We start from the raw sequence: 17172 nt of genomic DNA on the forward strand, positions 1-17172 counted from the left end.
CCTCCTTTTGTGTTGATTATAACACGAATGTGTTGAAAGGCTGCATTAATGATTGTCGACGCCGACTTCCGGATTCTTTTCTCCAAAATTTTCTTTTAATTTCATCACGATCTCAGCGCGCGCAGTCCCTTTGGATTCTTCCGATTTGATGAACTTATAAGCGCGAAACAACGCCGAAGGTCCGATTTCTGATGAAAAATGGCCAATGCCTTGGTTCCAGGCAAGCAATTCAAACACATCGTCCAACGCGCGGACATCCAAACCATGGGCGTAGGCCTTCACCAATTCCCGGCCGGCCTGGCGCATTCTGCCCGCCCCCACAGCATTCGCCAGCGATAAAAGCAAGCGCATTTCATAGGGGAGATAACGCTTTTCATCGTTCCAGGTTAAATCCCAAAAATCAACGGCAACTTGACCGAGCTTTTCGTCAATCATCGGATAATTGAGCAGTGCCAGCGGCGCATAGGGAGCCGGCGTATCCTCCGACGGGATGGCCTCGCGGTAAAAATAAGTCTTAAAGCAATTGGGCTCCGGCGTTTCAACCCAATAATCAAACCCCATCTTTTTCAGCGCCAAGCAAAGCGGATGCGGCTCAAAAGTCTGCAGCACAATCAAGCCTTCGCCAACGGCGAGATCGGCCGCTTTCCTGCGAATTCCCGGAAAAAAATTTCCTGTTTTGTGGCGGACATCAATCACTTGAAATGTCTCGGCCTGACGCAGCCAATCTTTTTGTTCCTTTGCATATTGCATTGCTTTTACTCCAATCTTTTTATTCGTTAGTCTTTATTATATGCCAATGGTTTAAAAAGAATGTTGTCTGTCCAACACACTACAAAATAATTATTTTTTATTTTCATATGCAAGACCGAACAAAAAAAGAGGCCCGTGTCCGGGCCCTAAATAAAAAAAGCGATTAAAAAACTAAAAAACCAATTGCAGCAACAGCATATAGCAAATGGTGCCGCCGGCAATGGATAAAAGCATCTGCTTTTGCCATCGATGCAGCCCGATGACCACCAAAATGGCAATAAATTCCGGCAAACCGTGGGAACCCGCCAATACATTCACATCCTTCAGGCAGTACACCACCAATAAACCAAATACCGCGGCAGGCAACACTTTTCCGAGATACTGAATGTATTTGGGGGTCGGCTTTCCAGAAGGAAAAGCCACGAAGGGCAAAAAGCGGGTCATTAAAGTGCCGAGCACCACCATGCCGATGGTGATGCATTGCTGGACCAGTGTCATCTTCATTCGTTCAGTCCTTCTTTCCCAGCTCCTGACGCTCCAGAGGATTTCGCAACAAACTTAACAGGCCTAAAATCGCCGCCATCGCCGGAATGATAAAATGGTCTGCGCCAAAGAGCAGCAAACAAATCAGCGACACGGCAATGCCCGTCAGAGAACTGACGTGATTTTTTTCTTTTCCCCATTGATCCATAAAGATTACGACAAACATGGCCGTCATCACAAATGCAAGTCCTTTGGTATTAAAATGCAGCAGCGATCCAAAAAGGCCTCCCAACGTCGCCCCGGAAAACCAATAGCCATGATTGAGCAGCGTCACAAAAAACATAAACCAACCGGCATCCACATCCTCTGGAATATCCGCCGTATAATTAATTGAAAAGCTTTCGTCACACAGCCCAAAAATCAAATAATATTTTTTAATCCCCACATCACGGTAACGATCCAGCATGGCAATGCCGTAAAACAGATGGCGGGCGTTCACCATCAAGGTCATCACCAGCGCCGACAGCGGATGAAAAGGCGCAAGCAGCATCGATACGGTTACAAACTCAATGCTGCCGGCAAAAATCACCAAGCTCATCACCATCGGATACCAAAAAGAAAAACCCGATGCGCGCATGTAAATGCCGTAGGTCAGGCCTAAAAACCAAAACCCCGCAAAAATAGGAATGGTGTGCGGAAATGCCGCCTTGAACGCTTTCAGTTTGACCGATGTCCCCTCAGGTGCCGATAATTTCGGCACCGTTTTATTTTTAGAATTTGTCGGCATAGACGTCTCAGATTTCAAAAATACCTCCCCTGCTTTCCTATTGCCCTTATAAAATCAGAAAAATAAAAAGGCCGGCCAGCACGCCGCTCAGATAACCGGCGGCCACATCCGTCGGATAGTGCACGCCCCCGATCACTCGAATCGTCGCATCCAAAAGCGTAAGGCTCAACATCACAATTCCCATCGCAGTATGATAATGAAGCCAGGCCATCGCGATAACCGCTGCCGAAAAAATATGGCGGCTGGGCATGCCGTGCCCTTTGGTTGTTTTATGAATCAGCGGATCCAACTCGTAAGTTTCGTAGGGCCTTTGACGATTGATCTTCGCCCGGACAAAAGAAAGCAGCACAAACGTCGCCGCCGGCACTGCCAAACTGATTGGAAGATCTCCGCGCTGAAAACACCACAAAAGCACGCATAACAGGCCATAGGATCCAAAAACAAACCATTTCAGCCCTTCGTTGAGCACATTCAAGCCTCGCACGCGAGCGGGCTTTTCCCGAAACCAAGTCGTCAGCTGCTGATAAAAAATGGGATAGTCTGTGCGCACGGATCACCTCAGAAGTCGATCCATGATCTCCCGATGGGATTCCACCACATCGTTTGCCAGAGAAGCATCCGCTATCCCTTCCGCCGCCGAAGCAAAAAGCCAGCAATCCATACCGGCGCGTTGAGCGGCTTTTAGACCATTGGTCGCATCGTCGATCACCAAGCACGTCTCCGGCATTACTCCCATATTTTGAGCGGACTGCAGCATGATGGCGGGATGCGGTTTGCCATCAGCCACATCCTCCGACGTCAAAAAACCGTCGATCCAATCGGAAACACCCAAAAGCGCCACGACTTTCTCGACGACTTTTCGCGCCGATCCTGAAGCGATGGCCAAATGGTATCCTGTTTTGTAAAGCGACTCAAAGCAGCGCCGGACATCTGGAAAAAGCGCCGGCCTCCGAACGGGATCTTCCAAATGAGCGAGATAAAACGCAGTTTCTTTTTCCGCTTGAACCGCAGGATCGATCTCCAGATGATACCAGTCTTTTAAATCGCGCCACCAATTTTCACAGCCCCGCCCCATGCTCTTTCGAATCATTTCCGGTGTCGGAGCAATCCCCAGCGATCGATACATCTCGTCCTCAATGGTTTTATACATGGGTTCGGAATCAATTAACACACCATCCATATCAAAGATGATTCCCCGGTATTTTTCATGCATCGGCTTCTCCTTTATGCTTTTCGTCTAAAATCAGGGCCAAAACAGCCTGCGGCGTATCGGCAAAAACTTTCGCGCCGCAGGATTTTAAAAAAGGCTTATCACGAAAGCCCCATGTCACCAAAATATGATCCATGCCCGCGTTTCGCGCCGTTGCCAGATCCACATCCGAATCGCCGATATAAACCGCGCTTGCCCGGTCCAATCCCAACGCGTCAAGCGCGGCATCCACCGAATCCGGAGCCGGCTTGCGGCGGACGCCGGCTGCTTCGTTTTCGCCGATGGCGATGTCGAACAATCCGTCAAAATATTGAACGGCAAGTTTTTTCACCGCGGCATCCGGCTTATTGGAGACCACGGCTGTTTTAACACCGTTTGTCCGCAAATCCCGAAGCAGTGTTTCAACGCCCGAGTAAGCTTTTGTCTTGATATCCGCATGCGCCTGATAATACGGGCCAAACCATTTAAACACCGTTTCAATATCGGCTTCTGATATGTTTAGCGGCGCTGCCTGTTCGATCAACCTGCGGGTGCCATTGCCCACAAATTGTCGGACCTCATCCACGCTACGCTTTGGATAGCCAAAATGCGCCAAGGCCGCATTGGTCGCATCGGCCAGATCGTCCAGAGTGTTAAGAATCGTTCCGTCCATATCAAAAATTGCTGCTTTATATTTCATTTCGCACTCCTTAAGTCATCTCATTTCTCTTTTTATCTCTTCAAAAAGAACGGCTTCATTATATCATCTTCCGATGGGATTGAAAACTGAGGAAATTTCAGCGCATCAAAAAAGACATCCCCAAGGGAATGTCTTTTTTAATATCGTGATTAATTTCCTGTATAACGCAACGCATAGGAATATGAACTGCTCGGCTTCCACGATTTGCCAACATTCGACTCCCTACCCGAGGAATCTCCCGACCTTCCATCATAATCTCGATGAAATTCCGCCGTTTGGCCATTTCCCAAATACAAGGCCGCATGCGAAGAGCATACTAAAATATCGCCTCTGCCCGCAGAAGATGAAGAAATCTTTTTCCAACCGTACCTGCAAAGCACGTCCATATTGCCTGTATAGTTTGCCGACCCAGTTTGCAATCCTGCCATCCGCAACGAGTAGATAATCGAAGAAGAACAGTCAAAATTCGGACCCCAGCGATTACTCTGAGAGTAGCCATGCGAGTTGTCATTGCAAAGCGCAATCATAATGCTGATAAATTTCTGCAGCTTGGGACTGTTCGACGATGCAATATTGGAAATATCCGCGCCAGGGGCAAAAGCTCCTGCACTGCTGGCCGCCGAATTCAATTCTGAAACTTGCTTTGCCAACTTTGATTGCTGAGACACTTTGATCTTGGCAAGCGCCGCCTTTTGCGCCTCCAGTTTCTTGGCGTTGGTTTCGATCGCTTTAGTCGATGCTTCCAGTTCTTCCTTGGCTTTTCTTTGCTCAGTCAGCACCTTTTTCTTATTCACCTGCACATAGCGCATGCTCTGCATGTTGGAGAGGGCCTGAATCGGCGTCTTGGCCGAAAATAAGCAAACCAAAAGGGAATCCCCGCCCGATTCGTATTCATTGCGCATCAAAGCCGCCAATTGTTTCTCGCTTTTTTCATATTCGGCCTGCCTTTGCGGCAACAATGCCTTATTAATGGTCAGCTCCTGGTTGGCTTTGTCAATCTCCTTTTGAATATCTGTCAATTGTTTTTCCGTGGCTGATAATGCCTGCTTTGATTTTGTAATGTCTTGTTGTGTAACCGCCAATGCCGGCGTCGTCGGGAGCAATAGGGACAACACCAGAACTCCGGCCGCTATCTTTTTAAAAGATGGCAACAAAGCTTCCCTCCTTTTTCTCAAAATGATAGAATATATTTTACATAATTTTTACACTTTTATCAAATTTTCCTGCCTTTTTCCCTTTTGATTTCAAAATCACTAAAGAAATAATACCCTTTTCGTTTCTCCGTCATTTTATCAGCTTGAATTCAGTCCTACAAAAATAAAAGCTCCTAATGAGAATCAATCCGCAGGCAAACGACCGCATTCTGACACCGATGAGCCCTGTTTATTAAAGCGCATCCTTTCTTTATTCGCAAACACGCCATCGGCAAAACCCGCGGGCTCATCGTCCAGAAATTTTCCGGTATCTGCATCAAAATGAATAAGCCTCGCTTCTTGCTTTTGATACCAAAATGAATTTTAAAAATTTCAACGATATTTTTGAAGGACGCATGCCAAAGCATAATCTATAAAATCTCACAAGCAAAAAAGGCTCGAAATAAACACACGAGCCTTTATTTTGTTCTGAAGCAATCAACTGCAGCCGGTGGTCGTTCCGCAATCCAGACAAACCTTGCACGTCCCGTTGCGAACCAAGCGGTCAGAGCCGCAACTTGAACAGATTTCACCGTACACATGCTCCAGTGATTCATCATCCAAATCAATCGGTGCTTCCGCAATCTGCGCCACCTGCGCCATTTCGATTTGGTGCGGCTGGCTTTCGGAGCGCTTATAATGATGCGCCGGCTTCACCTGGCAGCGGGAATAATCCCCGCATTCGATGTCAATAATTTTCGAGATCAAATCCGATATCGAACTCGCATTTTTGATATACGGATGGCGAGACACGAACCCCGAAGGCTCATACTTCTGGCCGCGGAGCATCGTCGCGATATCCTGAGGCGAAATGCCGTATTGCAACATGTGCGAAATCGATTTGGATAACGAAGCCAATAATCCTTTGATCACCGTGCCCTCCCGATCGGTCGAAACAAAAAGTTCCGAAATGCGATCGTCATCATAAAACGAAATGGTAATATAAAGCTCGATGTCGCCAATTTTGGCTGTATGCGTGCGGCTGTTGCGAATGCCCCGCGGCTTTCTACGCTCCGGCACGCCGATTTCCCGCTGCTTGGCATAAGCAAGCAGTTCCTGATAGGTCAGGTCTTCAAGGTCGCGGTCACCCTGGCTGTCACTGCCGCTCGACAGCGGCTGTGCCGCCTTGCAGCCGTCGCGGTAGGTGGCAATCGCCTTGGCGCCGGTGCGGTATGCCAGCAAATGGATATCGGCAATATCCTGCACCGTGGCCGCATTGGGCAGATTGACCGTTTTGCTTACCGAGCCAGAAATCATCGGTGTGATAGAACTGACCATCAGCACATGGCCTTCCGGGCGGATGGTATTAGCCGTGTCAAAAATCGGCAGATGCTCTTTTTTAATATGCGGAGCATCTTCAAGCCCCTGGTGCAACGTCATGCCGTTTTCATCCTTTTCGAGCATGTAGGCCATGACGTCTTGAATCTGGGGCTTAGTATAACCCAAATTTTTCAACGCCATTTCCATCACCGGATTGACGATTTCAATCGATCCGCCGCCAACCAACTTCTTAAAAACCACATGGCTGTAAAAGGGTTCGATGGATGTCGCACCACAGTCCATCGCAAAGGAAATGGTCCCCGTCGGGGCAATCACAGACACCTGCGCATTGCGATACCCATAGACTTCGCCATAGTCAAGAGCTTCCTGCCAGGCATCCTTGATGCGCATCGACAGATTTTTAAAGCCCATGCGCTTTAAAATCGGGTGATCAATAATATAAGGATCGTAATCCAATCCCTCAAAAGCATCGGTCAAGGTACCGGCAATTCGGGCATGATTGCGCATCACCCGCATCATATAGGGCTCGTTGATCTTGTAACATTCAAAGGCCCCGACTTTGCTCGCCATCAGTGCCGAAACAAAATAGGAATGGCCGGTCATCAGTCCGGCAAGAGCCGCCGTCAGATTGCGCGCTTCATCTGAATCGTAGGGATAGCCCAACGCCAGAATCAAAGAAGCGGTGTTGGCAATGCCAAGCCCCGTCGTCCGAAATTTATAACTCTTCTCCGCCACGTCTTCTGTGGGAAACTGCCCCCAATAAATGGAAGCTTCCAAAACCAACTGAATGAGTCCTGCCAAATGGCTGAAGCGTTCGATGTCAATCTTTTTCGTTTTTGGATCAAAAAAGCGAAAAATATTAATAGATGCAAGATTGCATGCCGTATCGTCGAGAAAAGCGTATTCCGAGCAGGGATTCGTCGCGTTGATACGGTTGTGCTTCGCCCCGACGTCTCCGTCTTCCCCCGCCGGACAGGTGTGCCAATTATTAAAGATGTTGTCAAACTGAAGTCCGGGATCTGCACATGCCCAAGCCGCTTCATTGATTTCATCCCACAATTTGCTCACTTTGATTTTACGATCGACCTTGTGATCTTTTCGGCCCGTCAAGGTGATTGTGGCTTCCGGATCTTCATCCAAATGCATCACTTTATCCATAAATTCACGGTCAACACGTACCGAATTATTCGCATTTTGACCGGCAACCGTCTGGTAGGCTTCGCCATCCATGCCCATGTCGTAGCCCATTTTCCCCAGTGCGCGCACTTTTTCTTCTTCTTTGACTTTCCAATTGATGTAATCTTCAATCTCTGGGTGATCAACATCAACGATCACCATCTTTGCCGCGCGGCGGGTTGTTCCGCCGGATTTGATCGCGCCAGCATTCCGATCGAGCCCTTGCAGAAAGCTCATCATCCCGGAGGATTTCCCTCCGGAAGACAAAGCTTCATTTTCTCCCCGCAGGGGTGAAAAATTCGTGCCGACACCGGAGCCGCCTTTAAATAATTTCGTTTCTGAAACGTAATGGTCCGATATGGAACGATGTCCCAAAAGCTGATCCTTGATCGACAGAATAAAACACGCCGATGCCTGCGTTCTTGTGTAACGATCTCGAGATTCTACCACTTTTTTCAAGGCCGGATCATAATAATAAAGGGCATCCGATTCCGCACCGATGTGATAATTGCGTTCAATGCCGGTGTTAAACCACTGGGGTGAATTAGGCGCCCACATTTGTGCCAACAATGCAAAAACCAGTTCATCGTAAAATGTCTGCCATTGATCGTTCGTCTCGATCAAGCCTTCTTCTTTAAGCGCATCCGCCCAAAATCCCACCATGCGATCCGTGACCTGGCGCATCGAATATTCATAACCGCGTCCGGGTACACCACTTTTACGAAAATATTTACTGGCAATGATGTTGCAGGCGTTTTGAGAATAATTGGCTGGAAACTCCAAATCATTCATTTCCAACAGGGTTTCCCCCGTTCGATAATTGGTCATCACCACGTCAACCGTTTGCCATTCAAACAAGTCGTAAACCGTTTTGGTGCCATTCGCCAAATCACCTGTAAAATGACGCATAAATAAATCCGAAATTTGTTTCACCATTGTCTCCCTGTCTTTTATCCTTTAAATTTCTCTTGCCTCAACAATAGATTATCTTATTTTTTATTTGCCTAAAATTGTATATTTCAGTTTATAAAACACAATATCTTGTTGTTGAAAGCTTCTATATCTTATCACGGAAAGCGATTGATGTAAATCACCAAAAAATATTCTCATTAAAATCTCAAACATTATAATCCGTCCACGTGTCAAACGTATGGTTTTCAGCATATAAAAAGGCGCCGAGATTGGCGCCTTTATAAAAGTAATTATCATGCTACATTGTTTCATAAACTTCTGTCAAAATGCCAATAATATCTTGCATCGAAAAAATGGAACTGTCGAGTGACAGATCATAATTTCGCAAATCGTTCCAATTGCGATCTGTGTAAAAATTATAATATAGCCGGCGTCGCTTATCGACTTTTTTGATGACGCTTCGAGCTTTTTTTTCATCCAGATTATCGCGGTTCATCACCACGCTCAAACGATAATTGAGGGGTGCATAGACGAAAACATGGCGACTGTCAATTTTATCTTTTAACACGTAATCCGAACATCGGCCGACAATAATACAGTTTTCTGATTCAGCCACATCGCGAATCACCGAAGCTTCTGCCTGATAAAGCAAATCGTTAATGGGCTCGACTGTTGTGTAGCCGCTGCCAACCTGATACCCCACTGAAGAATAAATCCAAGGATTGGCGCGCGTTTCATCAATTTCTGCCAGATCCTCATCTGATAACTTACTTTTTTTAGCTGCCATCTCAATGAGTTCTTTATCATAAAACTGGATGCCAAGCGCTTCTGACAATTCCCGAGCAATTGCGCGGCCATTACTGCCGAATTCCCTTCCGATTGTTATGACTTTACCCATAATGCCGCCTCCTATCTACTAATTTTAAATTATTATAACACAATTCGTAAACTTTTTCATTAATGACTTTTCTTTATTATGTTCTACTGAAAAAACTTGACATTTATTTTCGAAAGGTCTACTGTAATCGTAAATAAACTGACGATCAGGAGCAAGTAAGAGCGCGCGTGCATGACAGAGATCTGCCGGCTGGTGTAAGGCAGAATGTGAAGCGTTTCCCAATGGACCTGTGAGGGTTATCTGAAGCGATATTATCGTTGTAAGATGAACGGGCTTCCCGCCGTTATCACGGGAAAGCGTGTGTTGGCACGCTGCTGAGCGGGTATTTTTGAATACCAATTTGGGTGGCACCGCAGAAGCTGATTTTTGATTCTCTGAGCTTTTGTCCCTTGTAAAATATTGGAACAAAGGCTTTTTTCTTTGTCCAAAATCAACATTTATGAAAGAGAGGCTTCATCCCGATGATTCCCAGTGTTGAACAAATCAAAAAATTATCGCAGGAATACACCACCATTCCTCTATGCTGTGAAATTTATGCCGATATTATTACGCCCATCACCCTGCTGCGCCGCATTCAGGCTCAGTCCCAACACTTTTTTCTTCTCGAAAGCGTAGAAGGCGGCGAGGCCTGGGGGCGCTATTCCTTCTTAGGCTTTGATCCGAAAATACGCATCCAATTAAAAAACCACCAAGTTACAGTTGAAAATTATGCCAAGCGAGAGGTGCATTCGGAAACGACAACGGATCCCATCGCGGCCGTTCGCCAGATCCTCGCCGCGCACCGATCCCCGCGCATTGAAGGTTTGCCGCCTTTTACCGGTGGTTTCGTTGGCTACTTTGCTTACGCCATGATCGGCTATAGCGAACCGACGATTCAAATCAAAAACAGCGCCTGGAATGATTACGATCTTCTGTTTTTTAACAAAATCATCGCCTACGATCATTTAAAGCAAAAAATACAGCTGATTGTCAACATGGAAACCGAAAATATCATGGCTGCCTATGGCCAAGCTTGTGCCGAAATCGAAAAGATGAAAAAATTGGTCTGCGATGTGTCGCCCCTGCCCAAAGCGCATCCCGACCGTCACGTTCATTTTGAGTGTCCCGTTTCCGAGGCCAATTATGCGCAGATGGTCGAGCAGACCAAAGCGTTGATTCGAGACGGCGATATTTTTCAGGCCGTTCAAAGCCGGCCCTTTTCAAGTTCTTATCGCGGCAGCTTACTCAGCGCCTATCGCGTGTTGCGCACGACCAATCCTTCGCCTTATATGGTTTTCATGAGCATCGATGATGACGAAATTATCTGCTCGTCTCCCGAAACCCTGGTCCGGCTTCAAAACGGCCATTTAACAACCTTCCCCGTCGCCGGCTCGCGCCCCCGGGGCAAAACCCAAACAGAGGATTTCGCCCTTGAAAAGGAACTGCTGAGCGACGAGAAAGAACTGTCTGAACACAACATGCTTGTCGATCTTGGCCGCAACGATATCGGCCGCATCGCTAAAATCAACTCGGTGATGGTTACCAAATACATGATGATCCACCGCTATTCCAAAATCATGCACATCTGCTCCCAGGTGGAGGGCGATCTGCGAGAGGATCTTGATGCCTGCGATGCCATTTTGTCCGTTTTGCCCGCCGGCACTTTATCCGGTGCGCCGAAAATTCGTGCCTGCGAAATCATCGAGGCTTTCGAAAAGACGCCCCGCGGTATTTACGGCGGCGCACTGGGTTATCTGGATTTCACCGGCAACATGGACACTTGCATCGCCATTCGCATGGCGTCCAAGAAAAACGATGTGGTCACGGTCCAAGCCGGCGGCGGCATCGTCGCCGATTCTATACCGCATAATGAATTTATGGAAAGTGCCAATAAAGCCAGGGCCGTCATTGACGCCATTGAACATGCCTGGGAGGTTGACCAACAATGATTTTACTCATTGATAACTATGATTCTTTTTCCTATAATGTGTACCAGCAAATCGCAGCTTTAAATAAGGATATTATCGTTTATCGCAACGATGCCATAACACCCGACGTTATTGAACAGCTCGCACCAGCCAAAATCGTGCTGTCCCCGGGACCCAAATATCCGTCGGATGCCGGCATCTGCGAAGCTGTCATTCGCCGGTTCGGTCCGCGAATTCCCATTCTGGGCATTTGTCTCGGACATCAGGCCATCTGCGAGGTCTATGGCGCGACCATCCGTCACGCCAAACAGCTCATGCACGGGAAACAAAGTACGATTCAGATACAGGCCCGCGATCCTTTGTTCGTCGGTCTATCAAACACCATTAAGGTAGCTCGATATCATTCGCTTATCGCAGATCATTTGCCGGAAATACTTATCGTCACCGCTACCGATGATCTGGGGGAAGTGATGGCCGTCCGCCATCGGGAGTATCCCGTTTTTGGCGTCCAATTTCATCCGGAATCCATTTTAACGCCAGATGGCAGCACCATTATGGAAAATTTCATTTGCAAACTTTAAACACAAAAAAGGCAACTGCAAACAGCTGCCTTTTTAATTGCGTGTTTTATCCGGCCTGTTCTAATTTTTTGGCTTGATCCGTCGTAATCAACGCATTGATCATTTCATCAATCTCTCCGTCGAGAAAAGCCTCCAGCTGATGCACGGTTTGCCCGATGCGGTGATCGGTAATGCGCCCCTGCGGAAAATTATAGGTCCGAATGCGTTCACTGCGGTCACCGGTCCCCACCTGGCTTTTGCGTTCTTCTGAAATCGCACTTTGCTGCTTTTGCATTTCCAAATCGTACAACCGCGCTTTAAGCACCTTCATCGCCTTCGCCTTGTTTTTAATTTGGGACTTTTCATCCTGACAGGTTACCACCAGACCGGAAGGAATATGCGTCAGGCGGACAGCCGAATCCGTCGTGTTGACACATTGTCCACCGTTGCCGGAGCTGCGATACACATCCACGCGAATATCGTTGGGATTGAGATCCACCTCCACATCGTCTGCCTCCGGCAACACCGCCACCGTTGCCGTCGACGTATGAATACGCCCGCCGGATTCTGTTTCCGGCACGCGCTGCACCCGATGAACGCCGCTTTCGTATTTCAGGCGGCTGTACGCTCCCTGTCCCTGAATCGCAAAGTTGATTTCCTTAATGCCGCCAAGATCCAGGATATTGGAGCTTAAAATTTCGATCTTCCAGCTCTGCCGCTCGGCATAGCGGGAGTACATCCGGAATAAATCGCCCGCAAACAACGCTGCCTCATCGCCGCCGGCTCCGGCGCGAATTTCCACAATAACATTGCGTTCATCATTGGGATCCTTTGGCAGGAGCAAGATCTTCAGTTCTTCTTCCAATGTTGCCAATTGTGCCGTTTGCTCGGCCAGCTCGTCTTCGCACATGGCCTTGAATTCAGGATCGATGGACTTATCGGCCAACATTTCCTTGCTGTCGGCGATCGCTTGATCCGCTTCCCGATAGGCTTTGTATTTTTGAATGATCGGCTCCATATGGGCATGCTCTTTCATCAAATCCTGCCATTTGGCCTGGTCGGCAATCACCGCCGGATCCGAAATTTCCTGATTTAACTTTTGATATTTTTCTTCTAAAAAATCCAATTTTTCTAACATCTTGTTCTCCTTTTCGGTGAGCAAAACCTTGATCTTGCTTCATTACATTGCACGTCTGCATTTTTTCTCCCATTGCCAGCGATTCTTCGAGAAATCAAATGCTTTTCTAAAATGAACGTGCATCCAACGACCAATTCGCATCGCTGCTACAAAGGATTTTCATCAAAAAAGAAAACTGTCATCGAGCCGGGACCAATATGCGTTCCGATCACCGGTGCCAAGGTTGTCTGTTCAAAATTGGTATTGCCGGTTTTTTTCGTGATCATGGCCTGCAGCGCATCGACCAATGGCTGTTGAACCGCGTCTACAAAATATATTTTCTGATGCGCCAGATCATAAGTATGTGTTTCCATATAAGACACAAATTTCTTCAGCAAGCGCTTTTCGCCCCGACATTTATCCGTGATCTGCAATTTGCCATCGCGATCCACCTCCATAAAAGGGTGAATCTTTAACGCATTGCCTAATACCGCCGACGTTTTACTCAGCCGACCGCCGCGATACACATAATCCAGATTGGTCACCGTAAAAATATGGTGAATATGAGCGGTGCACCGCTGCGTCAGTGTGATCAATTCGTTCATTGAACGTCCTTTTTGCGCTTCAAGAGCCACCACATCCACAATCATCCCGAGGCCGCCGGTCACTGCCTTGGTATCAATCACGCGAATATCAGCATCCGGATAGCATTCACACACATCGTGACAGGCCAGCTGGGCCGTTTGAAAAGTTCCCGACAATCCACTGGAAAAGCAAAGGTATAAAGCCGGCTGTTTTGCCTGGGCATGCCGCTCAAAACATTGGAAATAATCCATATAAGGAATCTGCGACGTTTTGTAAATAACCCCTTCTGCCATCTGCCGGTAAATGGTTTCCGGCAAAATATCAATACCATCGCGGAAGATGATCTCCCCCTGGGTAACATACAGCGGCAATACTTCAACGTCATACGAACGCAGGCGCTCTACGGGCAGATCGCAGGCCGAATCTGTTATAATGTGAATTTTTTTCATATTCATCCTTTTATCTAAACCATCCAGATTACGAATGCTCTTCAGCGCTCTGTTTCTGCGCAAGCTTTTTCAAATCTGCTTGAAGATCCTCCGTTTTCTCACGCGCCTTTTCTTCAAGTTTCTGCATCGTCTCCCTTTCTTTTTGCCGCGCGGCTTCCCGTTCCTTTTTTTCGCCTTCTTTTTTGTTGTGTTTGGCAATATTATCGACAAAAATTTGTGCCGAGCGGTATCCGGCGTCTTTTAATCGCGCATTAATGGCTGCTGTTTCAATAATTGCCGCTAAATTGCGTCCGCTGGAAACGGGAATGGTCACCAACGGCACCTCCACACCTAAAATATTCGTCGTTTGTTCATCCAAACCCAGCCGATCATAGGGCGAATGATCATCCCAATTTTCCAGGCGAATCACCAAATCGATATTGACTTCCCGCTTAACCGATTTCGCTCCGTAGAGCATACGGACATCGATGATGCCGATCCCGCGGACCTCCATATAATAGCGTAACATCTCCGGCGCTTCGCCAATGAGCTCATGTCCGTGATGACAGGTGATCTCTACAACGTCATCAGCCACAAAATTGCTGCCGCGCTTCAGCAGCTCCAAAGCTGTTTCACTTTTGCCGATGCCGCTGGCGCCCGTAATCACAACACCAACGCCGTGCACTTCTACCAATACCCCGTGAATACCCGTTTTAGGAGCCGTTATATCATCGATATAATCCACCAAACGATAAACCAAGGAAGTCGTTTTTTCCTTGCTTCTCAACAACACACGATGATATTTAGCTGCCGCCTTCTCAAAGAGCGCCGCTTCCGGCAAATCCCAGCACACAATCAAACACGGTATATCATAGCTGAACAAATCGTCAACACGTTTTTCTCGCAGCCTTGGGTCGAGCGATATCAAATACGATGTTTCAACCTTGCCAACCAATTGGATCCGGCTTTCATCGAAATATTCATAGTATCCGTGCAATTGCAGCCCGGGTCTGTTTGTCCCCGAATCCCATAAATCAAAGTCCTCACTTGGACTGTATAATTTTTCCAACTCCAGCGCTTTGCAAAACGCATCCACATTGATGGTGCATAATGGCTTTTTTTCACTCATGTCACGCTTTCCCTTTCCCATCGTTCATTCTTCTTCCTTCGTTTGATTCTCTGCAGCCCGGCGACTGAAAAAATCGACAACCGCTTCTGCCGATTTTTGGTTCATCCCATTCACAGCACACATTTCATCCACAGTCGCATTGCGAATATTTTGAATATTGCCATAATAGCGCATCAACGCTTCCCGTCGTTTTTTGCCAATGCCCGGAATGCTCTCCAACTGGGATGCCAACATTCCTTTTTTACGAAGCGTCCGATGGTAACCAATCGCAAACCGATGCACTTCTTCTGAAATCTCATTCATTAACGTGCTTAACGGCGTTCCTTTAACGACTTTGTATTCCTCGTCCCGATAAACCAATCCGCGAAGCTGATGATGATCGTCTTTGACCAAACCGCAGACAGCGCTTTTAATTTCAGGATACATTGCGAGGATCGCCTTTGCCGCATCCACATGGGTCTTGCCGCCATCGATCATAAAAATTTCCGGAAAGGGCAGAAAAGAGCTCGCGCCGGAATCCTTTCCTTCTTTCATTTCACGAATCCCATGTTCAATGCGGCGAAACAGCATCTCTTGCATACTGCCGTAATCATTTTGTCCTTCGACCGTTTTGATTTTAAAGCGCCGATAAGCCTTTCGCTGAGGGCGCCCCTCTTCAAAAACGACCATGCCCCCCACATTGTCACTCCCGGAAATATTTGAAATATCATAGGCCTCGATGCGATGGGGAATCGCGTCGATATCCAACAGATCCCGCAGCGAATCCAAGCGGCTTTTCTTTTTCTCCTCTTTCTGATGCTTTTCGAGCAAATACTGGCTCAACGCCAAATCTGCATTCTTTTGCACCATGGCAATCAACCGCTGCTTATCGCCCTTTTGCGGCACCGTCAAGGTCACCCTGCTGCCGCGCTGGCTGGACAGCCACGCCTGAATGGTTTTTGCTTCATCGACTGCCAAATCACCCGATAAAACAATTTCTTTCGGAATAAAATGCGCTCCCGCATAATATTGTTTAACGATATTGGTCATGATACTCTCCGATGATTCACCGGCCACGCCCGTCATCATCGAAGGATGCCGGCCCAAAAGCTTGCCATCTCTGACGTTAAAAATCTGAACGCTTGCCAGCCCCTCTGCCGCTTTCGCATCATTTTTTTCCGGCGTTTCCTGCACCGCGTAAGCAATGAAATCCTGATCCTGTTCATTTTCTGAGATGATCTTCTGCCGGGATACCACCATCTGGATTCCCTGAATTTGATCGCGTTTGCTCGCCGCTGTTTCAAAATCCAGGCGCTTACTGGCCGCCGCCATCTCTTGTGACAACCGATCAATCAGCTCTTTTTCTTTCCCGTTGAGGATATCAAGTACGGCATTTACATTCTCGCGATAAGCTTCTTCCGTGAGCTTCCCGGTACAAGGAGCCGTGCATTGCCCGATATGGTAATACATGCAGGGACGCCCACGGCGAACGCCATAAGCGAGCTTACGATTGCACCGATGCAGCGGATAAACCTTCTGAAGGGCTTCGATGGTTTGGCGCACGGCCATGCTATTGGTGAACGGGCCGAAATATTTCCCCCCGTCCCTTTTGTGATTTCGGGTCATAAAAATCTTGGGAAATCTGTCCTGAACCGTCACTTTAATATAGGGATAACTTTTATCATCCTTCAGCATGATATTGTAACGCGGCCGATGCTCCTTGATCAAATTGCATTCTAAGATCAAAGCCTCCATTTCTGTATCGACCACAATGGTTTCAATCGATTCAACATGGGAAACCTGGATTTGCGTCTTGAGCGGCAGCTTCTTAGGATTTTGAAAGTATTGATGCACCCGGTTGAAAAGATTTTTCGCCTTTCCCACATAAATAATATCCCCGGCGTGGTTGTGCATAATGTAAATGCCCGGGCGCTTGGGAATATTTTTCAAATTATCACGATTATACATCGCGTCACTTCCTCTATTCAATTCGTCTGTTTTAATCGTCATTATATAAAATAATTATTTATAATATAGTCAATAAATTGCCTTTTGGCAATCTTTTAAAATTTTTTTGCCCTTAAATGACAAAACCTTT

15 protein-coding genes and 1 other annotated feature are annotated in these 17172 nt (G+C 47.3%); of the genes, 2 read left to right on the plus strand and 13 right to left on the minus strand.

What is annotated here, in order from left to right:
- Nucleotides 1-45: 45 nt before the first annotated feature.
- From HMPREF0721_RS02995 to HMPREF0721_RS03040, 9 genes are all read right to left on the minus strand, one after another.
- Nucleotides 46-750: a DUF2249 domain-containing protein gene (locus HMPREF0721_RS02995; protein WP_006598065.1), complete on the minus strand. Its 705-nt coding sequence runs from the start codon at nt 748-750 to the stop codon at nt 46-48.
- Between the two features lie 171 nt (nt 751-921).
- Nucleotides 922-1254, minus strand: a complete 333-nt coding sequence (locus tag HMPREF0721_RS03000; protein WP_006598066.1) for a branched-chain amino acid transporter permease — start codon at nt 1252-1254, stop codon at nt 922-924.
- A 4-nt stretch (nt 1255-1258) separates the two neighbouring features.
- Nucleotides 1259-2020: an AzlC family ABC transporter permease gene (locus HMPREF0721_RS03005; protein ID WP_006598067.1), complete on the minus strand. Its 762-nt coding sequence runs from the start codon at nt 2018-2020 to the stop codon at nt 1259-1261.
- A gap of 46 nt (nt 2021-2066) precedes the next feature.
- Nucleotides 2067-2570 (minus strand): phosphatase PAP2 family protein, encoded by a 504-nt coding sequence (locus HMPREF0721_RS03010; RefSeq protein ID WP_006598068.1) that lies wholly within the window; start codon nt 2568-2570, stop codon nt 2067-2069.
- 3 nt (nt 2571-2573) lie between these two features.
- Nucleotides 2574-3233 (minus strand): HAD family hydrolase, encoded by a 660-nt coding sequence (locus HMPREF0721_RS03015; RefSeq protein ID WP_006598069.1) that lies wholly within the window; start codon nt 3231-3233, stop codon nt 2574-2576.
- Entirely contained in the window at nt 3226-3909 is a 684-nt protein-coding gene (locus HMPREF0721_RS03020; RefSeq protein WP_006598070.1) for an HAD family hydrolase, read from the minus strand. Before HMPREF0721_RS03020 ends, HMPREF0721_RS03015 begins: the two co-directional genes overlap by 8 nt.
- Before the next feature lie 149 nt (nt 3910-4058).
- Complete coding sequence (locus HMPREF0721_RS03025) at nt 4059-5060, minus strand: peptidoglycan amidohydrolase family protein (protein ID WP_156788684.1); 1002 nt, start codon at nt 5058-5060, stop codon at nt 4059-4061.
- Nucleotides 5061-5540: 480 nt separating this feature from the next.
- On the minus strand, nt 5541-8495 hold the full coding sequence (locus HMPREF0721_RS03030) for a vitamin B12-dependent ribonucleotide reductase (RefSeq protein ID WP_006598073.1): 2955 nt from the start codon (nt 8493-8495) through the stop codon (nt 5541-5543).
- 274 nt (nt 8496-8769) lie between these two features.
- Nucleotides 8770-9369, minus strand: a complete 600-nt coding sequence (locus HMPREF0721_RS03040) for a cytidylate kinase-like family protein (protein WP_006598075.1) — start codon at nt 9367-9369, stop codon at nt 8770-8772.
- Between the two features lie 132 nt (nt 9370-9501).
- Nucleotides 9502-9762 (plus strand) — a binding site (T-box leader).
- Nucleotides 9763-9830: 68 nt separating this feature from the next.
- Here HMPREF0721_RS03040 and HMPREF0721_RS03045 point away from each other — a divergent pair.
- Nucleotides 9831-11297 carry an anthranilate synthase component I family protein gene (locus HMPREF0721_RS03045; protein WP_006598076.1) on the plus strand — a complete coding sequence of 489 codons (1467 nt, stop codon included), beginning with the start codon at nt 9831-9833 and terminating at the stop codon, nt 11295-11297.
- Nucleotides 11294-11857, plus strand: a complete 564-nt coding sequence (locus tag HMPREF0721_RS03050; protein ID WP_006598077.1) for an anthranilate synthase component II — start codon at nt 11294-11296, stop codon at nt 11855-11857. The genes HMPREF0721_RS03045 and HMPREF0721_RS03050 overlap by 4 nt, the downstream gene beginning before the upstream one ends.
- Before the next feature lie 46 nt (nt 11858-11903).
- On the opposite strand, the gene prfA is transcribed toward HMPREF0721_RS03050, so the two are convergent.
- The 4 genes from prfA to uvrC all read right to left on the minus strand — a co-directional run bounded on the left by prfA (nt 11904) and on the right by uvrC (nt 17042).
- The gene (gene prfA, locus HMPREF0721_RS03055; RefSeq protein WP_040639873.1) at nt 11904-12974 is read right to left on the minus strand and encodes a peptide chain release factor 1; all 1071 of its coding nucleotides are present in this window, start codon (nt 12972-12974) and stop codon (nt 11904-11906) included.
- Nucleotides 12975-13120: 146 nt separating this feature from the next.
- Nucleotides 13121-13987 carry a DegV family protein gene (locus HMPREF0721_RS03060; protein ID WP_156788685.1) on the minus strand — a complete coding sequence of 289 codons (867 nt, stop codon included), beginning with the start codon at nt 13985-13987 and terminating at the stop codon, nt 13121-13123.
- A 28-nt stretch (nt 13988-14015) separates the two neighbouring features.
- Nucleotides 14016-15095, minus strand: a complete 1080-nt coding sequence (hprK, locus tag HMPREF0721_RS03065) for an HPr(Ser) kinase/phosphatase (RefSeq protein WP_156788686.1) — start codon at nt 15093-15095, stop codon at nt 14016-14018.
- 24 nt (nt 15096-15119) lie between these two features.
- Complete coding sequence (uvrC, locus tag HMPREF0721_RS03070; RefSeq protein ID WP_040639874.1) at nt 15120-17042, minus strand: excinuclease ABC subunit UvrC; 1923 nt, start codon at nt 17040-17042, stop codon at nt 15120-15122.
- Nucleotides 17043-17172 lie beyond the last annotated feature (130 nt).

Origin of the sequence: Pseudoramibacter alactolyticus ATCC 23263, from assembly GCF_000185505.1 — a bacterium.
GTDB classification, from domain to species: Bacteria; Bacillota; Clostridia; order Eubacteriales; family Eubacteriaceae; genus Pseudoramibacter; species Pseudoramibacter alactolyticus.